Raw genomic sequence first — 16,894 nt, 5'->3', positions numbered from 1 at the left:
TTATTAATTATATTAAAAAGAAGAAAAAATAGCCTCAGCTATTTTTAATAGTTAAAGTCATTTATACCATTAACTGTTTGTTCTTCAGGATTATTAATTTCTCAAAATCCTTTTTCTTTTCTTTTTACAATTCCTTTTTGTCTAATGTATTCTAATTTTGCTCAAACTCATGAAGCAATAAAAACAGATGAATAAACTCCGATTGCAATACCAAATAACATTACGATATTAAATATAAAGTTAATTGCGTTTCCAAAAGCTAAAATTACAGAAACTGCCAAGATGGTAGTAAATGAAGTATAGATACTTCTTTTAATAGTATCTGCTATTGCTACGTTAATGATTTTTTTAAGATCGCTTTTTTGAAGAATTTTTCCAGTGTAATCAAATTTTATTTTTTCACGAATTCTATCAAATGTAACAACGGTATCGTTAATACTTAATCCGATAATAGAAAGCATAGCGGCAACTATTATAGTTGACACTTGCAGCCTGGTAATTACCACAAAAGCTAGCACCATTAAAAAGTCATGAATTAAAGCTATAATTGCCGCAATAGAATAAGTTCAATTCATTCTAAATAGTAGATATAAAACTATTCCAACAAAACCTATTCCGGTTGCTAAAATTGCATTTTGAACAAGTTTTGCAGCTTCAGATGATGAAACTGTAAAGGTAGCTACATTTATAAATGGATTAACTCTAGTTGCAATGTTTTTAATGTCATTAACTATGCTTGATAGATCTTGTTGTGATCTAATGTTAATTACATAATTTGTTCCTTGCTCGTTGGCTTTTTGAATATCGATAATGCTATTTACATTTTCGATGTTAAAGGTTTGAGAAGATTCAACTATTTGCTTTTTGATTTCATTAGCTTCGGCTAATGAAAGAGTATTAGCGGTATTTCTATCTGTTGCGATATTTAAATTAATTCCACCAGTGAATTCTATGTTTCTATTTAGCCCAGCTCAAATATCTTTATTAGCTCCAGAAATCGAAGCAAAAACTATTAGTGAAATCACCATAAATGATAGTGATGCTAAAACAAATCATTTAGCATTTTTATAGTAGTTGAAGTTTTCGTTAATTTTAGCAAGCTTGGTTTTATGGTTTATGTATTTTTTGTGTAGCCCTAAAAGATAAAGTCTTTTTTCAAATAAACCAGTATTAACTAGCATATATGATAAAAATCTAGAAAACACAAGCATTACTAGCAGAGTAAATAAAATAGAAAGCGTTAGCGTAATGCTATATCCTCTAACGTCTTTAGTTCCAAAATAAAATAATATAAACGCAATAATAATAGTTGTAATATTAGCATCTAATATCGAACTTAGAGAAAGTCTATTTGATGAATAAAATGCTTTTTTTAGCGAGTCACCTGAATATACATATTTTTTAAGCCGCTCGTAGGTAATAACGTTAGCATCAACTGAAATTCCAATTCCTATAATTAAAGCCGCGATAGTAACAGGCGAATATTCTCCTCTTAAAACAGTAAACATTAAAAGAGTTAAATAAATATATAGCGCGATGCTAATAGTTGTTAGCACTCCTAAAAGGCCATAATTTACAATCATAAAAATTGAAATCAAACTAAAAATTACTATTCCAGCAATAATAGCGCTTTGGAAGGCATTATCATTTAAATTTGAACTTAAAAATACGCTCGATAAAATATCAATAGAATAATCACTAAGTCCAAAGTTTATTCTATTAGCTAATTCTTGAGCTTGAGTGTTGGTGAAGTTTCCATTTATTATAACTTCACTAGTTGAGATTGGGTTATTAACTTGCGCTACTGAAATTAGATATCTATTTTGAATATCTAAAACATTTTTCTTAAATTCATTAGCTACTAGCCGCGGCTGATTAGTAACTGGATCTTGAATTTGAGTGTAAGCTTGATTATTAACATGAACAAAGTTTCAAAGGTTTTCTCCACTTTCTTTTCATTCAAGTGGATATTGAGTTTTGGCAATGTGCAATAGCTTATCGATATCTAGTCACATTAAAACTAAATTATTAGGCTGACTTTGTTTTGATAAATAGTCAGTAGCTTTAGTTCACTCTAGCCTTGCGTCAGAATTTTTTAAAGTTAATTGAACTGAATCTCTTCCGTTTTGGTTAACGTATTTTGCTGCGCCTAGCGCAAAAGGCGGAACTCAATTTTGTGGAGTTCCTCTATCTAAAGATCCATTAGCAGTAAAAGAACCATCAAAAAATAATGGTTTTAAATTAATATCAGTTACTGTAAGAATTGGTTTTTCAGATATTTCTTTTTCAAAAATATCTCTTTGAGCATTAGTAACATTACCAGCTTTGGTAATTCTTATTTTTCCATCACCTTCAGAAGAAACGGTTATTCCATTTAGTCCGGTTCCACCAGTTAAACGATCAAAAAGTGATTTATTAACTTGTTCTGTAAGTGTTTTATCTGCGTTTTGATCATCTTTTTTAACTTGAACTAAAACTTCAATTCCGCCACCGTAGTCAATTGATTTATTTACGTCTTTTGAAATGTAAAATACGCTACCTAAAACAATAACTATAAATGTTGAAACAATAGTAATGGCACTAATTAAAAAACGTTTTCAATTGCTTAAAACAAATAAGTTTTTTAGCCTTTGTTTCATATGTTTTTATATTATATAAAAATTAATTTTTTATTTTTAATAAATTTAAAGGCTAAAAATAGCTAGCATATTAGCTTTTCTTTTAAAAGATAAGTTATTCCTTTGGAAGATATCATTCTTCCTTTTGAGGTTTTAGTAATTAGCTTTAAATAAAGCAAAATACGTTCTATTTCATTAACAAACTCCTGCGTTTCCCACTTAGTAGACTAAAAAAACAAATATCGTTTTATGTAAACAGTATTTGTTTTTAATAATTATTAAATATTTAATATTTTTTTAATGATTTCATAATTAGATCAATGTTCATTTATACTTGCATTTTTTATTTTAATGCTTTTTATTAAAGTTTCTTCTGAATAATGTTTTAAGACTTTAACATTCTGAATTATTTTAACAATTTTATTTATTGTAAATTTATTTTTATCTTCTAAACCTGTTGAATAATTTATTTGGTAAACTAAAAATTTCAAAAGTACTAAAGCTAAAAAACATAAACAAATATAACCTTCAATATGTTTTCAAGTTTGTAAATAAATTGACCTTAATTCAAGTGTACCTTTTAATGTTCTAAAGTTTTCTTCGATTTGTCATTGTCTTGCATAAAAATTAATCACATCTTTTTCACTTAAATCTAATCTATTAGTTTCGTAAACGTAATAACCGTCAAATTGTTGGTCTTTTTCGATTTTTTCATGGTCTAATAAGTAGTAACCATTTTTATTGCTTGCTTTATAAAATCTACATTTTTTTGAACCAACTAAATCTGTGTAATTAACTACACCATTTGTAGCTTTTTTATAGAAATTATCAATGAGAATTTTACGATCCTCAAAATCTTTTTTGGCTCTTTTATCACTATAAGTGATAATTTGTTTTTTAGTATGCCCGTTAAATCTAGCTTTTTTAAAGAGTGAATCAACTTCACGCGTTTTATAACGCAAGCCTTCATTATTTGTTTGATAATTATCTTGATTTAAGACAAAGTTTTTAAAGTCCTTTGTAGCCGATTTTAAACGATAGGAAATAATGTAATAAAAGTTTTTATCTTCTAGAAAGCGAATATTTGCATTAGTTCACATACCTCTATCAGCAACAATTGTAACTTTTTTAATGTTATAAATTTTAGCTAATTCCACTATAAAAGGTATAAAAGAAGATGAATCAGCTGTATTGCCTGGAAATACTTTATAATAAAGCGGAATACCGTTAATATCTGTTGCCATACCTATAACCATTTGATCTTCTTTGAATTTGCCATCTTTAGAATAACCGGGCATTTTCATAGCATTTCTAGCAAAAGTTTCAAAATATGTAATCGTTGAATCAAATCAAATAACTTCAACATTTCTTTTAAAATCATTCATTAATTTAGCATTAATATTTTTTAATATTTCGTTTCTATTATCAGATATATACTCTAAAGCACGATAAAAAGAGTTTTTACTGAAAGTTTTTAAATTATGTTCTTTCATTTCATTACATGTTCCCAAAATACTTTTAGGATCTTTAATTCTTTGGAAAATCATTTGTTTTACTGTTGTTGTAAGACTTACAGATTTTGTCACTTTGCAATCATTGAAAATGTCAAAATAATCAATCAATTTCTCTATTATTTCATAGCCTTTATATTTTTCAATAAATTCATTTTTTATTTGAGAAGAGTTTTTTAATTTTTTATTAATTTCATCAATAATTTCTTCTTTTGTAGCTGTTATAGAAAATTTACTTACTATATCTTTTATTATTTCCAATGCATTTTCATTATACTCTTGATATTTTTCAAGAAATCCAATGCTAAATCTGGTTCCATAGGAATTTGTACCATGGTTACGATAACCGATTTGTAAATAAGTTCCATTAAGTCTTTTAGATTTACCAACGATTCATTTACGATCTAATAGACTATAAAATATTTATATATTTAACAATAAATATATAAATAAAGTAATAAAAAAGCCCAAAATAGGGCTTAAGTGGGAAACGCAGGAACTAAGATTATTTCATTTTTATACCAAAAGGAAAGAAAAAAGAAATAAATAAAACTGTCAAATGTTTTATCAATAACAATTTTGTACAATTCAATTTTTAATGAGTATAAAAACATATTTTTTATAAATAAAATGAATTATTCAATTGAATAATTTGAATGTTTAAATATCATTTTAAAACTATTTAGATTCCCTATTGCAATTACTTTAACTTTTTAAAGTAATATAATTAATATATATATATATAAAGGGGGGTTATATGAAAAAATTCAAAAAGAAAATTAATATACTATTATTTAGCTCTATTTCTACTACACCATTTTTAGTGGCATTAAGTATGAATATTAAAGAAAATAATAGTTTATTAGACAACGAAATTAAAAAAATAAAAAGTTTAATACCAGAAGCAGAAAATGTAATATTTCATAAAGAAATACAAGATATTAAAAATAAAAAATTGCTTTTAATAGTATTTGATAATTATTATAGTGTATTAGACATAGACTCTAATATAACAATAGAAATAAATAACACTAAAGTTCCTATTCATTTAGTTAATATGAATATTATTTATGGTGGGTTTTTAGGTATTCTTACTATAAATGAAAATAAATATTTTGATGTTAACAATATAGAAGTATCATATGATGATATAGAAAAAGCACATATTACAATTGATAAAAATCGTGAAAAACCATCAAATAATATAAAAATAAGAAAAAAAAGAAGTAATGATACTAATAATAATTATCCATATATTAATTATGATTATAATGGCGTATTTAAAGTAAGTACAACTGTGCCTTATTCTTGGTGATTTGCTTCAAGAGATAACAAAGAAAAATCAGGATATGTTGATTTGAGTTTTGATATAACTCATTCAGGGGAAAAAGGTTTATGTGAATATGTGGCTTTAAGCCAATTAATGTTATATAATGAAATATTTATTAAATCAGGGATTTTTAGTAAGGAAAAATTTGACTTTTATACAAAAGATAGCGGTTATGACAAAATTTTAGAAAATTCATCTCCTGTTTTCAGATATCATTTATATAATAAACCAGAATCAAGTTTAGCTATGACCTTATTTAATAATGCTGGTAAAAAATTAAATCTAAAAACTGGACAACTTTATGAAACAGCAATAAAGAAATTTATTAATAATAATGATGAAATAAATAAATGAAATTTTAATCATAAATATGGTGGTTATAAAAAAACATGAGAATATGTAAAAAAAGGAGTACCTACCATATTAGGAGTCGCCCCTACAGGAGGATTTTGGCCTAATCACGCTTATATAATGTATGGTTATGATGATAAAACTGATATGTTTCTAGGATCAATGGCTTGAGGGCAAAAGAGAACTAACTCTGTTTTATATTCATATTATACTAGTGCATGGGGTTCTTATTATTTTAATATTGAATTAAAGAATAAAAAGGATTTAGGCAAAGTAAATAGTGTATTCAAATTTTATGATACATATTTTACAGGAAAGACAATTGATAATTTTATAAAAAGTAGAACAAGCTGATAGTAAATTTATCTTAGATAATAAGAGTTTTTATGAAAATAAATATTTTAAATAGAAAAATAATAATGAAGTCCATTTCAATATTTACTTGAATTACTTTAATTATTTCATTAATTTTTTTGCCAATATTTATTTATATTTTAAATGATCAATTAAGATGAGCTACTTATCCATCAATTCAAGAACAAATAAGTTATAGTTTAACTCATTTTTCGAATTGAAATATTTTAAAATTTTTTGTACCTTTATGAACTGTAATTTTATTTTCCTTTTTACTTTATTTTATAAGCTTAAAAATAGTACATAAAAATAATTCTCTTAATTCTTTATTGGTAATAAGAAATGTTGGCTTTATTAACCCTAAATTAAGTAAAAGAAATGATTTAATAATTGCTTCAATAATGTTATTTTTAATGAGTTTAGTAATAATGGCATTTGCAAGTTTAATACTTCCTTTTACTGTATATATACACATGGCAGTAACTATACCATTTTTTGTTTTAATGCTTATACACTTATTTCTTAACATGTTTAACTTTATAGCAATTATTAAAGAAATAAATTAGTTTTTCCTGCGTTTCCCACTTAGTAGACTAAAAAAACAAATATCGTTTTATGTAAACAGTATTTGTTTTTAATAATTATTAAATATTTAATATTTTTTTAATGATTTCATAATTAGATCAATGTTCATTTATACTTGCATTTTTTATTTTAATGCTTTTTATTAAAGTTTCTTCTGAATAATGTTTTAAGACTTTAACATTCTGAATTATTTTAACAATTTTATTTATTGTAAATTTATTTTTATCTTCTAAACCTGTTGAATAATTTATTTGGTAAACTAAAAATTTCAAAAGTACTAAAGCTAAAAAACATAAACAAATATAACCTTCAATATGTTTTCAAGTTTGTAAATAAATTGACCTTAATTCAAGTGTACCTTTTAATGTTCTAAAGTTTTCTTCGATTTGTCATTGTCTTGCATAAAAATTAATCACATCTTTTTCACTTAAATCTAATCTATTAGTTTCGTAAACGTAATAACCGTCAAATTGTTGGTCTTTTTCGATTTTTTCATGGTCTAATAAGTAGTAACCATTTTTATTGCTTGCTTTATAAAATCTACATTTTTTTGAACCAACTAAATCTGTGTAATTAACTACACCATTTGTAGCTTTTTTATAGAAATTATCAATGAGAATTTTACGATCCTCAAAATCTTTTTTGGCTCTTTTATCACTATAAGTGATAATTTGTTTTTTAGTATGCCCGTTAAATCTAGCTTTTTTAAAGAGTGAATCAACTTCACGCGTTTTATAACGCAAGCCTTCATTATTTGTTTGATAATTATCTTGATTTAAGACAAAGTTTTTAAAGTCCTTTGTAGCCGATTTTAAACGATAGGAAATAATGTAATAAAAGTTTTTATCTTCTAGAAAGCGAATATTTGCATTAGTTCACATACCTCTATCAGCAACAATTGTAACTTTTTTAATGTTATAAATTTTAGCTAATTCCACTATAAAAGGTATAAAAGAAGATGAATCAGCTGTATTGCCTGGAAATACTTTATAATAAAGCGGAATACCGTTAATATCTGTTGCCATACCTATAACCATTTGATCTTCTTTGAATTTGCCATCTTTAGAATAACCGGGCATTTTCATAGCATTTCTAGCAAAAGTTTCAAAATATGTAATCGTTGAATCAAATCAAATAACTTCAACATTTCTTTTAAAATCATTCATTAATTTAGCATTAATATTTTTTAATATTTCGTTTCTATTATCAGATATATACTCTAAAGCACGATAAAAAGAGTTTTTACTGAAAGTTTTTAAATTATGTTCTTTCATTTCATTACATGTTCCCAAAATACTTTTAGGATCTTTAATTCTTTGGAAAATCATTTGTTTTACTGTTGTTGTAAGACTTACAGATTTTGTCACTTTGCAATCATTGAAAATGTCAAAATAATCAATCAATTTCTCTATTATTTCATAGCCTTTATATTTTTCAATAAATTCATTTTTTACTTGAGAAGAGTTTTTTAATTTTTTATTAATTTCATCAATAATTTCTTCTTTTGTAGCTGTTATAGAAAATTTACTTACTATATCTTTTATTATTTCCAATGCATTTTCATTATGCTCTTGATATTTTTCAAGAAATCCAATGCTAAATCTGGTTCCATAGGAATTTGTACCATGGTTACGATAACCAATTTGTAAATAAGTTCCATTAAGTCTTTTAGATTTACAAACGATTCATTTACGATCTAATAGACTATAAAATATTTATATATTTAATAATAAATATATAAACCTAAATTATCATTCCCAGTGCAACACTCTTAAATAGGGTGTTGTTTTTTATAAAATTGAAAAAAGATATAAAAAAAGATCCCCAGCAAAGGAATCCAAAATGAATTATAACACTAAAAAATATTCAAGATTAAATTTAGAAAAAAGATACCAAATAAGTTTTTTATTTAATGTACAAAAAGAATCTATTTCCAAAATAGCACAAACATTAAATATTCACAAAAGTACTATTTCTAGAGAATTAAAAAGAAATTTAGATAATTTTGGTCATTATTTTTGCGAAGTTGCACAACAAAAAACAAATTTAAGAAAAAAATATAGGTCTTTATTTAAACATCATTGAGCATTAGAAAATGAATTTGATCAAAAATTTCAAAAATATTACAACAAAAACATTCACGGTGTAAAAGCTACTATTAATAAAATAAAAACAGAAAATCCAAAAATGAAAACTCCTTCATTTCAAACAATTTATAGGTGAATAAAAACTACAAAATGAATTTTTAGACCAAGCAATAAACTTCGTCAATATTACAAAAAAGGTGGGAAAAGAACTAAAACAATTTCAAGGTTATTAGATGTAAACAAATATGTTTTACCTATTTGAGCAAGAAGAAAATCAATAAATACAAGAAAAGAATTTGGACATTGAGAAATGGATTTAGTTATCGGTAAAAAAGCACATAAAAAACAAAATCTTTTAGTTATTGTTGAAAGAAAATCAAGATTAGGTTTAGCTATAAAAGTTGTTTCTAAAAATCCTTTTGAAATTCATAAAAAATTAAATATGTTAATTAAAAAATATGATTTAACAATAAAATCCATAACAATCGATAACGGAATTGAATTTGAAAAAATAAGTATTTTTGGAAAACAAAAAGATATTCAAATATATAGAGCAGAACCTTATGCTTCTTTTCAAAGAGGTAGCAATGAACATTTTAATGGTTTAATAAGAAGGTTTTTTAAAAAAGGAACTGATTTTAATGATGTTTCTGATGATTTATTAGAAGATGTTGTAAATCAAATAAATGAAATGCCAAGAGAAATTTTTAATTGAGATAATTCTAAAAATTTATTTTTAAAAGAAAAACTCAATCATAATAAAGAAAACTTTATATAATTGAGTTTTTATGTTGCACTAGAAGTGAGAATTTGGGTTTATATATTTAATAATAAATATATAAATAAAGTAATAAAAAAGCCCAAAATAGGGCTTAAGTGGGAAACGCAGGAAAACAATAACTATAAATGTTGAAACAATGGTAATGGAGCTAATTAAAAAACGTTTTCAATTGCTTAAAACAAATAAGTTTTTAGCCTTTGTTTCATATGTTTTTATATTATATAAAAATTAATTTTTTATTTTTAATAAATTTAAAGGCTAAAAATAGCTATCATATTAGCTTTTCTTTTAAAAGATAAGTTATTCCTTTGGAAGATATCATTCTTCCTTTTGAGGTTTTAGTAATTAGCTTTAAATAAAGCAAAATAGGTTCTATTTCATTAACTAAAACTTCTTTAGGATGAATTAAAACTCCACTTAGCGTATCTAATGAAACTGGCTTTGAGTCAAAACCATCACGCAGTAGTTGCAAATACTCTACGTGATCTTTAGTAAGACCATATTCATACAAATCTAAGCTCTTAAAAGTTTTTTTAATAATTTTTTTGTCAATGATTCTAGCGTTTTTAACTATCGCAAAATCGTTAATACGCTCGAGCAAATGATTAACAATTCTTGGTGTATTTCTAGAATAGCTTGCTACGAAATCAAAATGCTCTTCGCCCAAATTAATATTTAAAAGTTTTATTGAATTTCTAATTATTTGTTTCATATCTTCTGCGTTATATGAAACAAAGCGCGCAATATAGCCAAAACGGTCCTTAAAAGGCTGATCCATTTCGTTTATTTTAGTGGTGGCTCCTATTAAAGTAAAAGGCTTAATTTTCATTCTTAGCGCTTTAGCATTGCTTTCGGTTCCAATAATTAAATCAAAGACAAAATCTTCCATAGCTGAATATAAAAATTCAATAATGTTTTTATTGATAGAGTGAATTTCGTCAATGAACACTATGTCGTTTTCATTTATCACGCTTAGAATATTTATTAAATCGGATTTTTTCTCTAAATTTGAGCCTTGAATAAAATGAATTTTATTTTTAGTTTCATTAGCAATAATTCCTGCTAGCGAGGTTTTACCCATTCCAGGCATTCCATAAAACAAAATGTGATTTAATACTTTATTTTGTTTTTTAGAGCTTTCAATCATTGCCTTTAAAGTTGAAATTAAATTCTTTTGACCAATAAAGGTTTCAAAGTTATGTGGTCTGGTTATTTGCATGCATTTGAGTTGTAATTAAATTAATGCTTTCTTCAACCATTAAGTCAAGCTCTTTAGTTGAAGAGATATTATTAACCGCATAGTCGATATCGCTTGCTTTAAAGCCAAGTTTATTTAAAGTTTGTTTTAGTTCTTTGATGTTGGTGATATCATCGAATTTTTTAACTTCTTTGTTTTGAATTATTTTGGCTCATTTATCTTTTAGCTCCACGCAAATTAGCTTCGCACTTTTATCGCTAATATAATTAATTTTAGAAATTTCTTTTCAATCCCCTTCGGCTATTAAATTAGCCACCAGCTCTCAATTTTGATCTAAAATTAACATCGCAGTTTTAGGCCCGATTTTATCAATTGAAATTAAATCAGTGAAAAGCAGCCTTTCTTTAAAAGTTTTAAATCCATAAGTTTGCTGGATATAATCATTTTTAACTTCGTATAAATATAGCTTAAGCTTTTCGCCTTTTGAATATCTTGAGTTATCACAAATGGTTACTAGATTTCCTTCACCTTTTGATTCTAAAATAATATTGTTATTGTTTTTATAAACTATTTCACCTATTTTATATAGCGTCATATTTCCTCCAATAAAATAAGAAAATTTAATCTATAAAAAACAAAAAAAGAACAAATGCGTTCTTTTTCCATTTTATTGAACTCTGTCGTTTAAACAGGTGTAACCAGCAACTTTTTTGCCTTTATAAAATCCACAACGATAACAAGTAACGTGTTGCTCAATCATGCTTGTGCAATTTTTGCAGGTTACTAGATTTTGTGCATCTAAGGCAGAATGTGTATTTCTTTTGTGTTTACGTTGTTTACTAGTTTTACGTTTTGGTACAATTGCCATAAATACATTCTCCTTTAGTTAGAATTAAGATATAGAAATGAATTAATTTCAAGTTTTTTAATTATAATATATTTTAAAAAATAATTCATAAAAAATGTTAATTAATAAAAATTTAAAAATTGGAATAGTTGTTGAATATAATCCCTTTCATAATGGGCATATTTATCAATTAAATTGAATTAAAAATAACTATCCAAATTCCAAAATAATAATTGTAATGAGCCATAAATATTCGCAAAGAGGCGAAATTATTTGCATGCCTTTTTGAAAACGAAAACTATGAGCTAAAAAATATGGCGTAAGCAAAGTTTTAAAGCTTTCGACTAGAAAAACAATTCAAGCGGCGCATATTTTTGCACAAAACGCCATTCAAAAACTAAACAAAGAAAAAATTGATATTTTAGTTTTTGGATCAGAATCTACAAACGATTCTTTAATGCTAAAAATAGCTACCTTTATCAAAGAAAATAAAGAACTATACAACCAAACTTTAAAGAAAAATTTAAAAGGTGGAAACTCTTTTCCGAAAGCTAATTTTTTAACGCTTAAAGAATTAACCAATGAAGATTTTTCGCTGCCTAATGATATATTAGGATTTGAATATATCAAGCAAATTGTTGAAAATAATTACAAAATACAGCCAATAGCAATTAAGCGTAGCGTAGGATTTCATTCAGAAGAGCCTAGCGATGAATTTGCCTCAGCTTCGCTAATTAGAAAAATGCTTAAAGATGGCAGAGACGTTTCTAAATATACACCAGTTGATTTAAAGCAAATTCCAACAAAATTATTAATAGAAAATACTTTTTTAAAATTTAAAAAATATATTTTAAAAACGCCAGCATCTAAGCTTAAAAAATATTTACTAGTAGATGAAGGAATTGAAAACTTATTTAAAAAAAATATTTTGCTTTTTGATAATTACCATGACTTTATCAATGCTTGCGTTTCTAGAAGATATACTAGATCTAAAATTATGCGAACATATCTTTGCATATTACTTAAAATTAAAAAATAAGGCCTTATGAACAAATTTATAAATTTAATTCAAAACTATAAAAATAAAATAAATGAAATTTCTAAAGCTAATTTAAATGAAGATCAAAAAGAATTAATTTTTAAAGTTATGAATCTTTTTGCAAAAGAAGATGAATGCACAGAAGATGAATTAAAAAATTTATACAACTTGCTTATTCAAAGAGTAAAAGTTAGTTTTACTTTTGATGCAGCTCCAGGTACTCTTAAAGACGCAATAAGTTACTTAGAGAAAAATGAAAAATTATCGTTTAATAATGATTTTTATAAGCCTAAAAATCAATTAATAATTGGTGAAAATTTTGATGCTCTTAAGAATTTAATTCTAATAGAGAGAGAGAGAGAGAGAGAGAGAGAGAGAGAGAGACGCTTTCCGGGTATGATCTAATTTATATAGATCCACCTTATAACACCGAATCAGCTTTTGCCGATGGTAATTCGGTTTCTAATAATAACGAATTAATTTCTGCATCTAAATTTATATATCGTGATAAATTCAGCCGTAATGGATGGCTTAACATGATGCACGAAAGGCTACAATTAGCTAAAAAGTTATTAAAAGAAACAGGAATAATTTTTGTTTCAATTGACGATAACGAACAGGCTTATTTAAAAGTATTAATGGATGAAATATTTGGTGAAGAAAATTTCATTGCTAATATTTCTTGGATTAAAAAAAGAGGCCCAGGAAGTAATACTTCCTTTATTAATAAAGTCGTTAAAAATTGTGAATACATTTTAATGTATGCAAAAAATTACAACAAAGATACGCAAATAGGTTATAAAATCCACGATCTAGAAAAGCTCAAAAAATTAGGATATACAAATAAAGATGAATTTTTTGAAGAAAGAGGATTTTATAAACTTGCTGATTTACACCACCCATCTAGTAGTGGTGCTTTTAGGTATTCAAAGTCTTTAAATTATTTAATAGAGGCTCCTGATGGAACTAAGTTTGAGCTTTATTCAAATATTTTAAAACCTGAATCTGCTTGCTATACATGATCAGAAGATTCTTTTAATGTAGGAAACAAACTAGGATTTATCGAAATAAAGAAAAATCCAAAAGGTTACTGACAAGCTTATAGAAAGCAATATCAATTTGTTAAATTTGATCCTAAAGAAAAAAGCATTGTAAAAGTAGTTGCTGGACAAGAATTTGAAAATTACATTGAAAATATTTACAACCAAAATGGTGGTAAGGAAATAATAGAAATTTTTGAAAACAAAAACGTTTTTGATTTTCCAAAACCTCTTGATTTAATTAAATATCTGCTTTCATTTTCAAATAACAAAAATGCTAGAGTTTTAGACTTTTTTGCAGGTAGCGAAACTACCGGTCACGCAGTAGAAGATTTAAATAAACAAGATGGTGGCAATAGAACTTATACTCTTGTTACAAATAATGAAAACAACATTGGTTATAGCGTTACTTATGAAAGACTTTTTAGAGTTAATTTTGGAAAGTCAACTAATGGAAGCTCATTTAAATGAGTAAAAAATAATAATGCTTATAAATCAAATTTAGATGTATTTGAAGTTAAATATGAATCAACTAATATAAATGATTCAAGAAATGTTGATCAAATAGTAAATAATGTTCAAAAGATGCTTTTAGATTTTGGTATTGATAAAAAAGTTAAATACAAACAAATCTTAAACAGACTAAAATCTCTTAAAAAACTAGACGATAACTAAAAGGTAAAATATGGAATTAACAAAAGCCCAAAAAAATGCAGTTGATAATATTGTTGATTATTGAAAGCATAAAATCAACAAAGAATTAGTCTTTAAAGCGACAACTGGTAGTGGTAAAACTTTTATGATGGCTAAGATGATAGATCAAATGATTTCTTTAAATGAAGGAAACTCTAAAAAGCTTTTCTTTATTATTGCAACTCCATCATCAGCAGAACTTCCAAGACAGTTTTATAATAAATTAAACGACTATAAAAGCTATTTAGATAATAAAGACTTAAAAATAGAGCTTGTCGAATCTCCTTCATCTAGCAATAAAAAAGGTGATCAATCTTATCACTTAGAACCTGAAGAAAATAAAGTTATGATTTTTGGTAAATCTAGCTTTGGTAAAAAAAGAATTTTTACCGAGCAAGGCGTTATTGATGCTTTATTTGATGAAGTTAGAAGAATGCAATATAACCAAGAACTTAGTCTTATTTATATTCGTGATGAAGCGCATATTGGAACCAAAGTTAATAAAGAATATATTAATAATTTTGAAAATAAAATTTCTAGAGTTTCTGACTTTACTATTAAAATGTCAGCTACTACTGAAATGAATCAGGACTTTGTAGAAATTACCGAAGAAGAGTTAATTAACGCTGATGATGTAAAGCTTTTAAAGAAAAATTTAATCTACAACGAAGGAATTATCGAGCGTACAGAAGTTTATGATGGTGAAACTATTTTAAGAATAGCTTGCAAGAAATTTAAAGAACTTAAAAAAGAATATGACGGTGCTAAAAATCCAGGATTAAATGGTGTTAGTCCAGCGATGTTGATTCAAGTTAAAAATAGTGACAAAAACAATGAAGAAAATCAAAGAATTGAAGTTTTAGTTGAAAAATACAAAAAAATAGTTGAAGAAAATGGTCTAACTTGAGCTACTTATTTTAGTGAAGACAAAAATACATCAAGTGAGCTAAGAGAAGAGGCCACTCTTAAAAATTTATCAGCTAATAATTCAGCTTATGATGTTATATTTTTCAAAATAGGACCAGCAACTGGGTGAGATATTCCTAGAGCTGCAATGCTAGTTCAACTAAGAGACGTAACTTCAGAAAAACTCAACGTTCAAACCATAGGAAGAATTAAAAGAAATCCTAATCCTAGATATCCATTTAATGATGACAATATAGTTTTTAACTACTATATTTATTCAAATAATACATTTGAAAATATGGAGCTGGTAAACTGAAAACTAAAAAATAACTTCAAAGAAGAGAAAATTCTTTTTGGTCAAATTAATCTTTTAAATAAAGTAACAAAAGATGTAATTGATGATCTTCAATATAAAGAAGATGTTAAAGCTTTATTTGAAAATCATCCTTTTGAAAGCCAATTTTTAGAATTAAAAGAAGAATTTAATAAAAACCAAAAACTTGAAGGTACTGTTAGATATTCAAAAATTACTCAAACGCAAGAAACTGCAAAACTTATTGAATTTTGAATTGAAGATAGTGTTGAATTAAAAATATATGTAGAGCGTCAATGAGAGCTAGCTAAAGAATATTTAAAGTTATTTGACTATAGATATAACTTCCTGGAAAATAATTTATTTGAAGGTGATAGTGATAGCCCTATTAAAGCTATATATCTAAAGCTTCTAGATAAATTCAAAGATGATTTAATGTTTAGCTGAGATACTTATAGATATTTAGTAATTAAAAACCTACTTCCTAAAATTAAAAAAGCTTATAAAAGTCATGTTAAAAGATTTGAAGAATTTGGTAATTTTTACAATCTGGATTTAGCTAATTTTAACCAGATAATAACTTTTAGTAAAGAAAAATCTGACGCAACTAAAAAGACATTTCCTAAATTTGAAAAGCTTAGTGATATGGTTCAAAATAAATTTGTCTATGAATCGCTAAATAGCAAAAACGAAATAAAACTTCTTTCAAAAAATGAGCAAAAATTCATCGATGATTGTAAGAAATTTATCGATTACATCGACAAGGAAAATACTAAAATAAATCATTTTGATTGAGCGATTAATTCGCCATCTGGAAATATATTCTTCCAATATAAAATTGTTAATAAAAACGATGAAGATGAATCTCAAATGGCTGTAGAAGTACCTAAAAGCTTCCCGGACTTTATAACTATATTAAACAAAGAACACTTAGTATTTATCGAGGTTAAAGGTCAAGGAAGTGACGATATAAATCTAGAAAAAACGAATAAACTTTTAAGCGCTTACTCTGAATATGTTAATTCATATAAAAAGCTTTTAAGTAATGAAAATAGTTTTTCAAGGAAAAAATTTAAATCACTAACAATGATAGTTGCAGCTTATTCTAGCGATGATTCTAGCTATTTTGAACTTAAAGGAACAAGTACAATAGATAGCGTAAATCAAAAGCTACAAAACCAAGATCAAAAAAGATTTGCCAGCCTTAAAAGCTTTTTCAATGAGATAACAGGCTAAACAAA

14 protein-coding genes are annotated in these 16,894 nt (G+C 25.7%); 7 read left to right on the top strand and 7 right to left on the bottom strand.

What is annotated here, in order from left to right:
- Positions 1-44: 44 nt before the first annotated feature.
- The 3 genes from secDF to VY93_RS00920 all read right to left on the bottom strand — a co-directional run bounded on the left by secDF (position 45) and on the right by VY93_RS00920 (position 4,552).
- A complete protein-coding gene (gene secDF, locus VY93_RS00925; protein ID WP_020002807.1) occupies positions 45-2,639 on the bottom strand; it encodes a protein translocase subunit SecDF in 2,595 nt (864 codons plus the stop codon).
- Positions 2,640-2,701: 62 nt separating this feature from the next.
- Positions 2,702-2,797, bottom strand: coding sequence for a Holliday junction DNA helicase RuvB C-terminal domain-containing protein (locus VY93_RS04580; RefSeq protein ID WP_223211469.1), 96 nt, complete (start codon positions 2,795-2,797; stop codon positions 2,702-2,704).
- Positions 2,798-2,896: 99 nt separating this feature from the next.
- A complete protein-coding gene (locus tag VY93_RS00920; protein ID WP_046128308.1) occupies positions 2,897-4,552 on the bottom strand; it encodes an IS1634 family transposase in 1,656 nt (551 codons plus the stop codon).
- A 334-nt stretch (positions 4,553-4,886) separates the two neighbouring features.
- On the opposite strand from VY93_RS00920, the gene VY93_RS00915 reads away from it, so the two are divergent.
- Together VY93_RS00915 and VY93_RS00910 are read left to right on the top strand one after the other, a co-directional pair.
- The gene (locus VY93_RS00915) at positions 4,887-6,167 is read left to right on the top strand and encodes a putative cysteine peptidase (RefSeq protein WP_020002736.1); all 1,281 of its coding nucleotides are present in this window, start codon (positions 4,887-4,889) and stop codon (positions 6,165-6,167) included.
- A 29-nt stretch (positions 6,168-6,196) separates the two neighbouring features.
- On the top strand, positions 6,197-6,730 hold the full coding sequence (locus tag VY93_RS00910; RefSeq protein ID WP_020002735.1) for a hypothetical protein: 534 nt from the start codon (positions 6,197-6,199) through the stop codon (positions 6,728-6,730).
- 78 nt (positions 6,731-6,808) lie between these two features.
- Here the strand turns inward: VY93_RS00910 and VY93_RS00905 are convergent, their stop codons facing one another.
- Positions 6,809-8,464 (bottom strand): IS1634 family transposase, encoded by a 1,656-nt coding sequence (locus tag VY93_RS00905; protein ID WP_046128307.1) that lies wholly within the window; start codon positions 8,462-8,464, stop codon positions 6,809-6,811.
- 127 nt (positions 8,465-8,591) lie between these two features.
- On the opposite strand from VY93_RS00905, the gene VY93_RS00900 reads away from it, so the two are divergent.
- A complete protein-coding gene (locus tag VY93_RS00900; protein WP_020002725.1) occupies positions 8,592-9,614 on the top strand; it encodes an IS30 family transposase in 1,023 nt (340 codons plus the stop codon).
- A gap of 271 nt (positions 9,615-9,885) precedes the next feature.
- Here VY93_RS00900 and ruvB read toward each other — a convergent pair whose 3' ends face one another.
- From ruvB to rpmF, 3 genes are all read right to left on the bottom strand, one after another.
- The gene (ruvB, locus tag VY93_RS00895) at positions 9,886-10,836 is read right to left on the bottom strand and encodes a Holliday junction branch migration DNA helicase RuvB (RefSeq protein WP_046128306.1); all 951 of its coding nucleotides are present in this window, start codon (positions 10,834-10,836) and stop codon (positions 9,886-9,888) included.
- Complete coding sequence (gene ruvA, locus VY93_RS00890; protein WP_011283327.1) at positions 10,814-11,410, bottom strand: Holliday junction branch migration protein RuvA; 597 nt, start codon at positions 11,408-11,410, stop codon at positions 10,814-10,816. The genes ruvB and ruvA overlap by 23 nt, the downstream gene beginning before the upstream one ends.
- Positions 11,411-11,482: 72 nt before the next feature.
- Positions 11,483-11,683 (bottom strand): 50S ribosomal protein L32, encoded by a 201-nt coding sequence (rpmF, locus tag VY93_RS00885; RefSeq protein ID WP_011283326.1) that lies wholly within the window; start codon positions 11,681-11,683, stop codon positions 11,483-11,485.
- Positions 11,684-11,777: 94 nt separating this feature from the next.
- Here rpmF and VY93_RS00880 point away from each other — a divergent pair, with 94 nt between their 5' ends.
- The 4 genes from VY93_RS00880 to VY93_RS00865 are packed head-to-tail and all read left to right on the top strand — an operon-like array spanning position 11,778 to position 16,889.
- Positions 11,778-12,701 carry a nucleotidyltransferase gene (locus VY93_RS00880; protein ID WP_020002747.1) on the top strand — a complete coding sequence of 308 codons (924 nt, stop codon included), beginning with the start codon at positions 11,778-11,780 and terminating at the stop codon, positions 12,699-12,701.
- Positions 12,702-12,707: 6 nt separating this feature from the next.
- Complete coding sequence (locus tag VY93_RS00875) at positions 12,708-13,106, top strand: hypothetical protein (protein WP_046128305.1); 399 nt, start codon at positions 12,708-12,710, stop codon at positions 13,104-13,106.
- A complete protein-coding gene (locus VY93_RS00870) occupies positions 13,106-14,416 on the top strand; it encodes a site-specific DNA-methyltransferase (RefSeq protein WP_081619822.1) in 1,311 nt (436 codons plus the stop codon). The genes VY93_RS00875 and VY93_RS00870 overlap by 1 nt, the downstream gene beginning before the upstream one ends.
- Positions 14,417-14,426: 10 nt before the next feature.
- Positions 14,427-16,889, top strand: a complete 2,463-nt coding sequence (locus tag VY93_RS00865) for a DEAD/DEAH box helicase family protein (RefSeq protein WP_020002931.1) — start codon at positions 14,427-14,429, stop codon at positions 16,887-16,889.
- Positions 16,890-16,894 lie beyond the last annotated feature (5 nt).

Source organism: Mycoplasmopsis synoviae ATCC 25204 (assembly GCF_000969765.1).
Taxonomy (GTDB): domain Bacteria; phylum Bacillota_I; class Bacilli_A; order Mycoplasmatales; family Metamycoplasmataceae; genus Mycoplasmopsis; species Mycoplasmopsis synoviae.
Note: the sequence above shows the minus strand (reverse complement) of the source record. Positions and strands in the feature narration are given on the sequence as shown.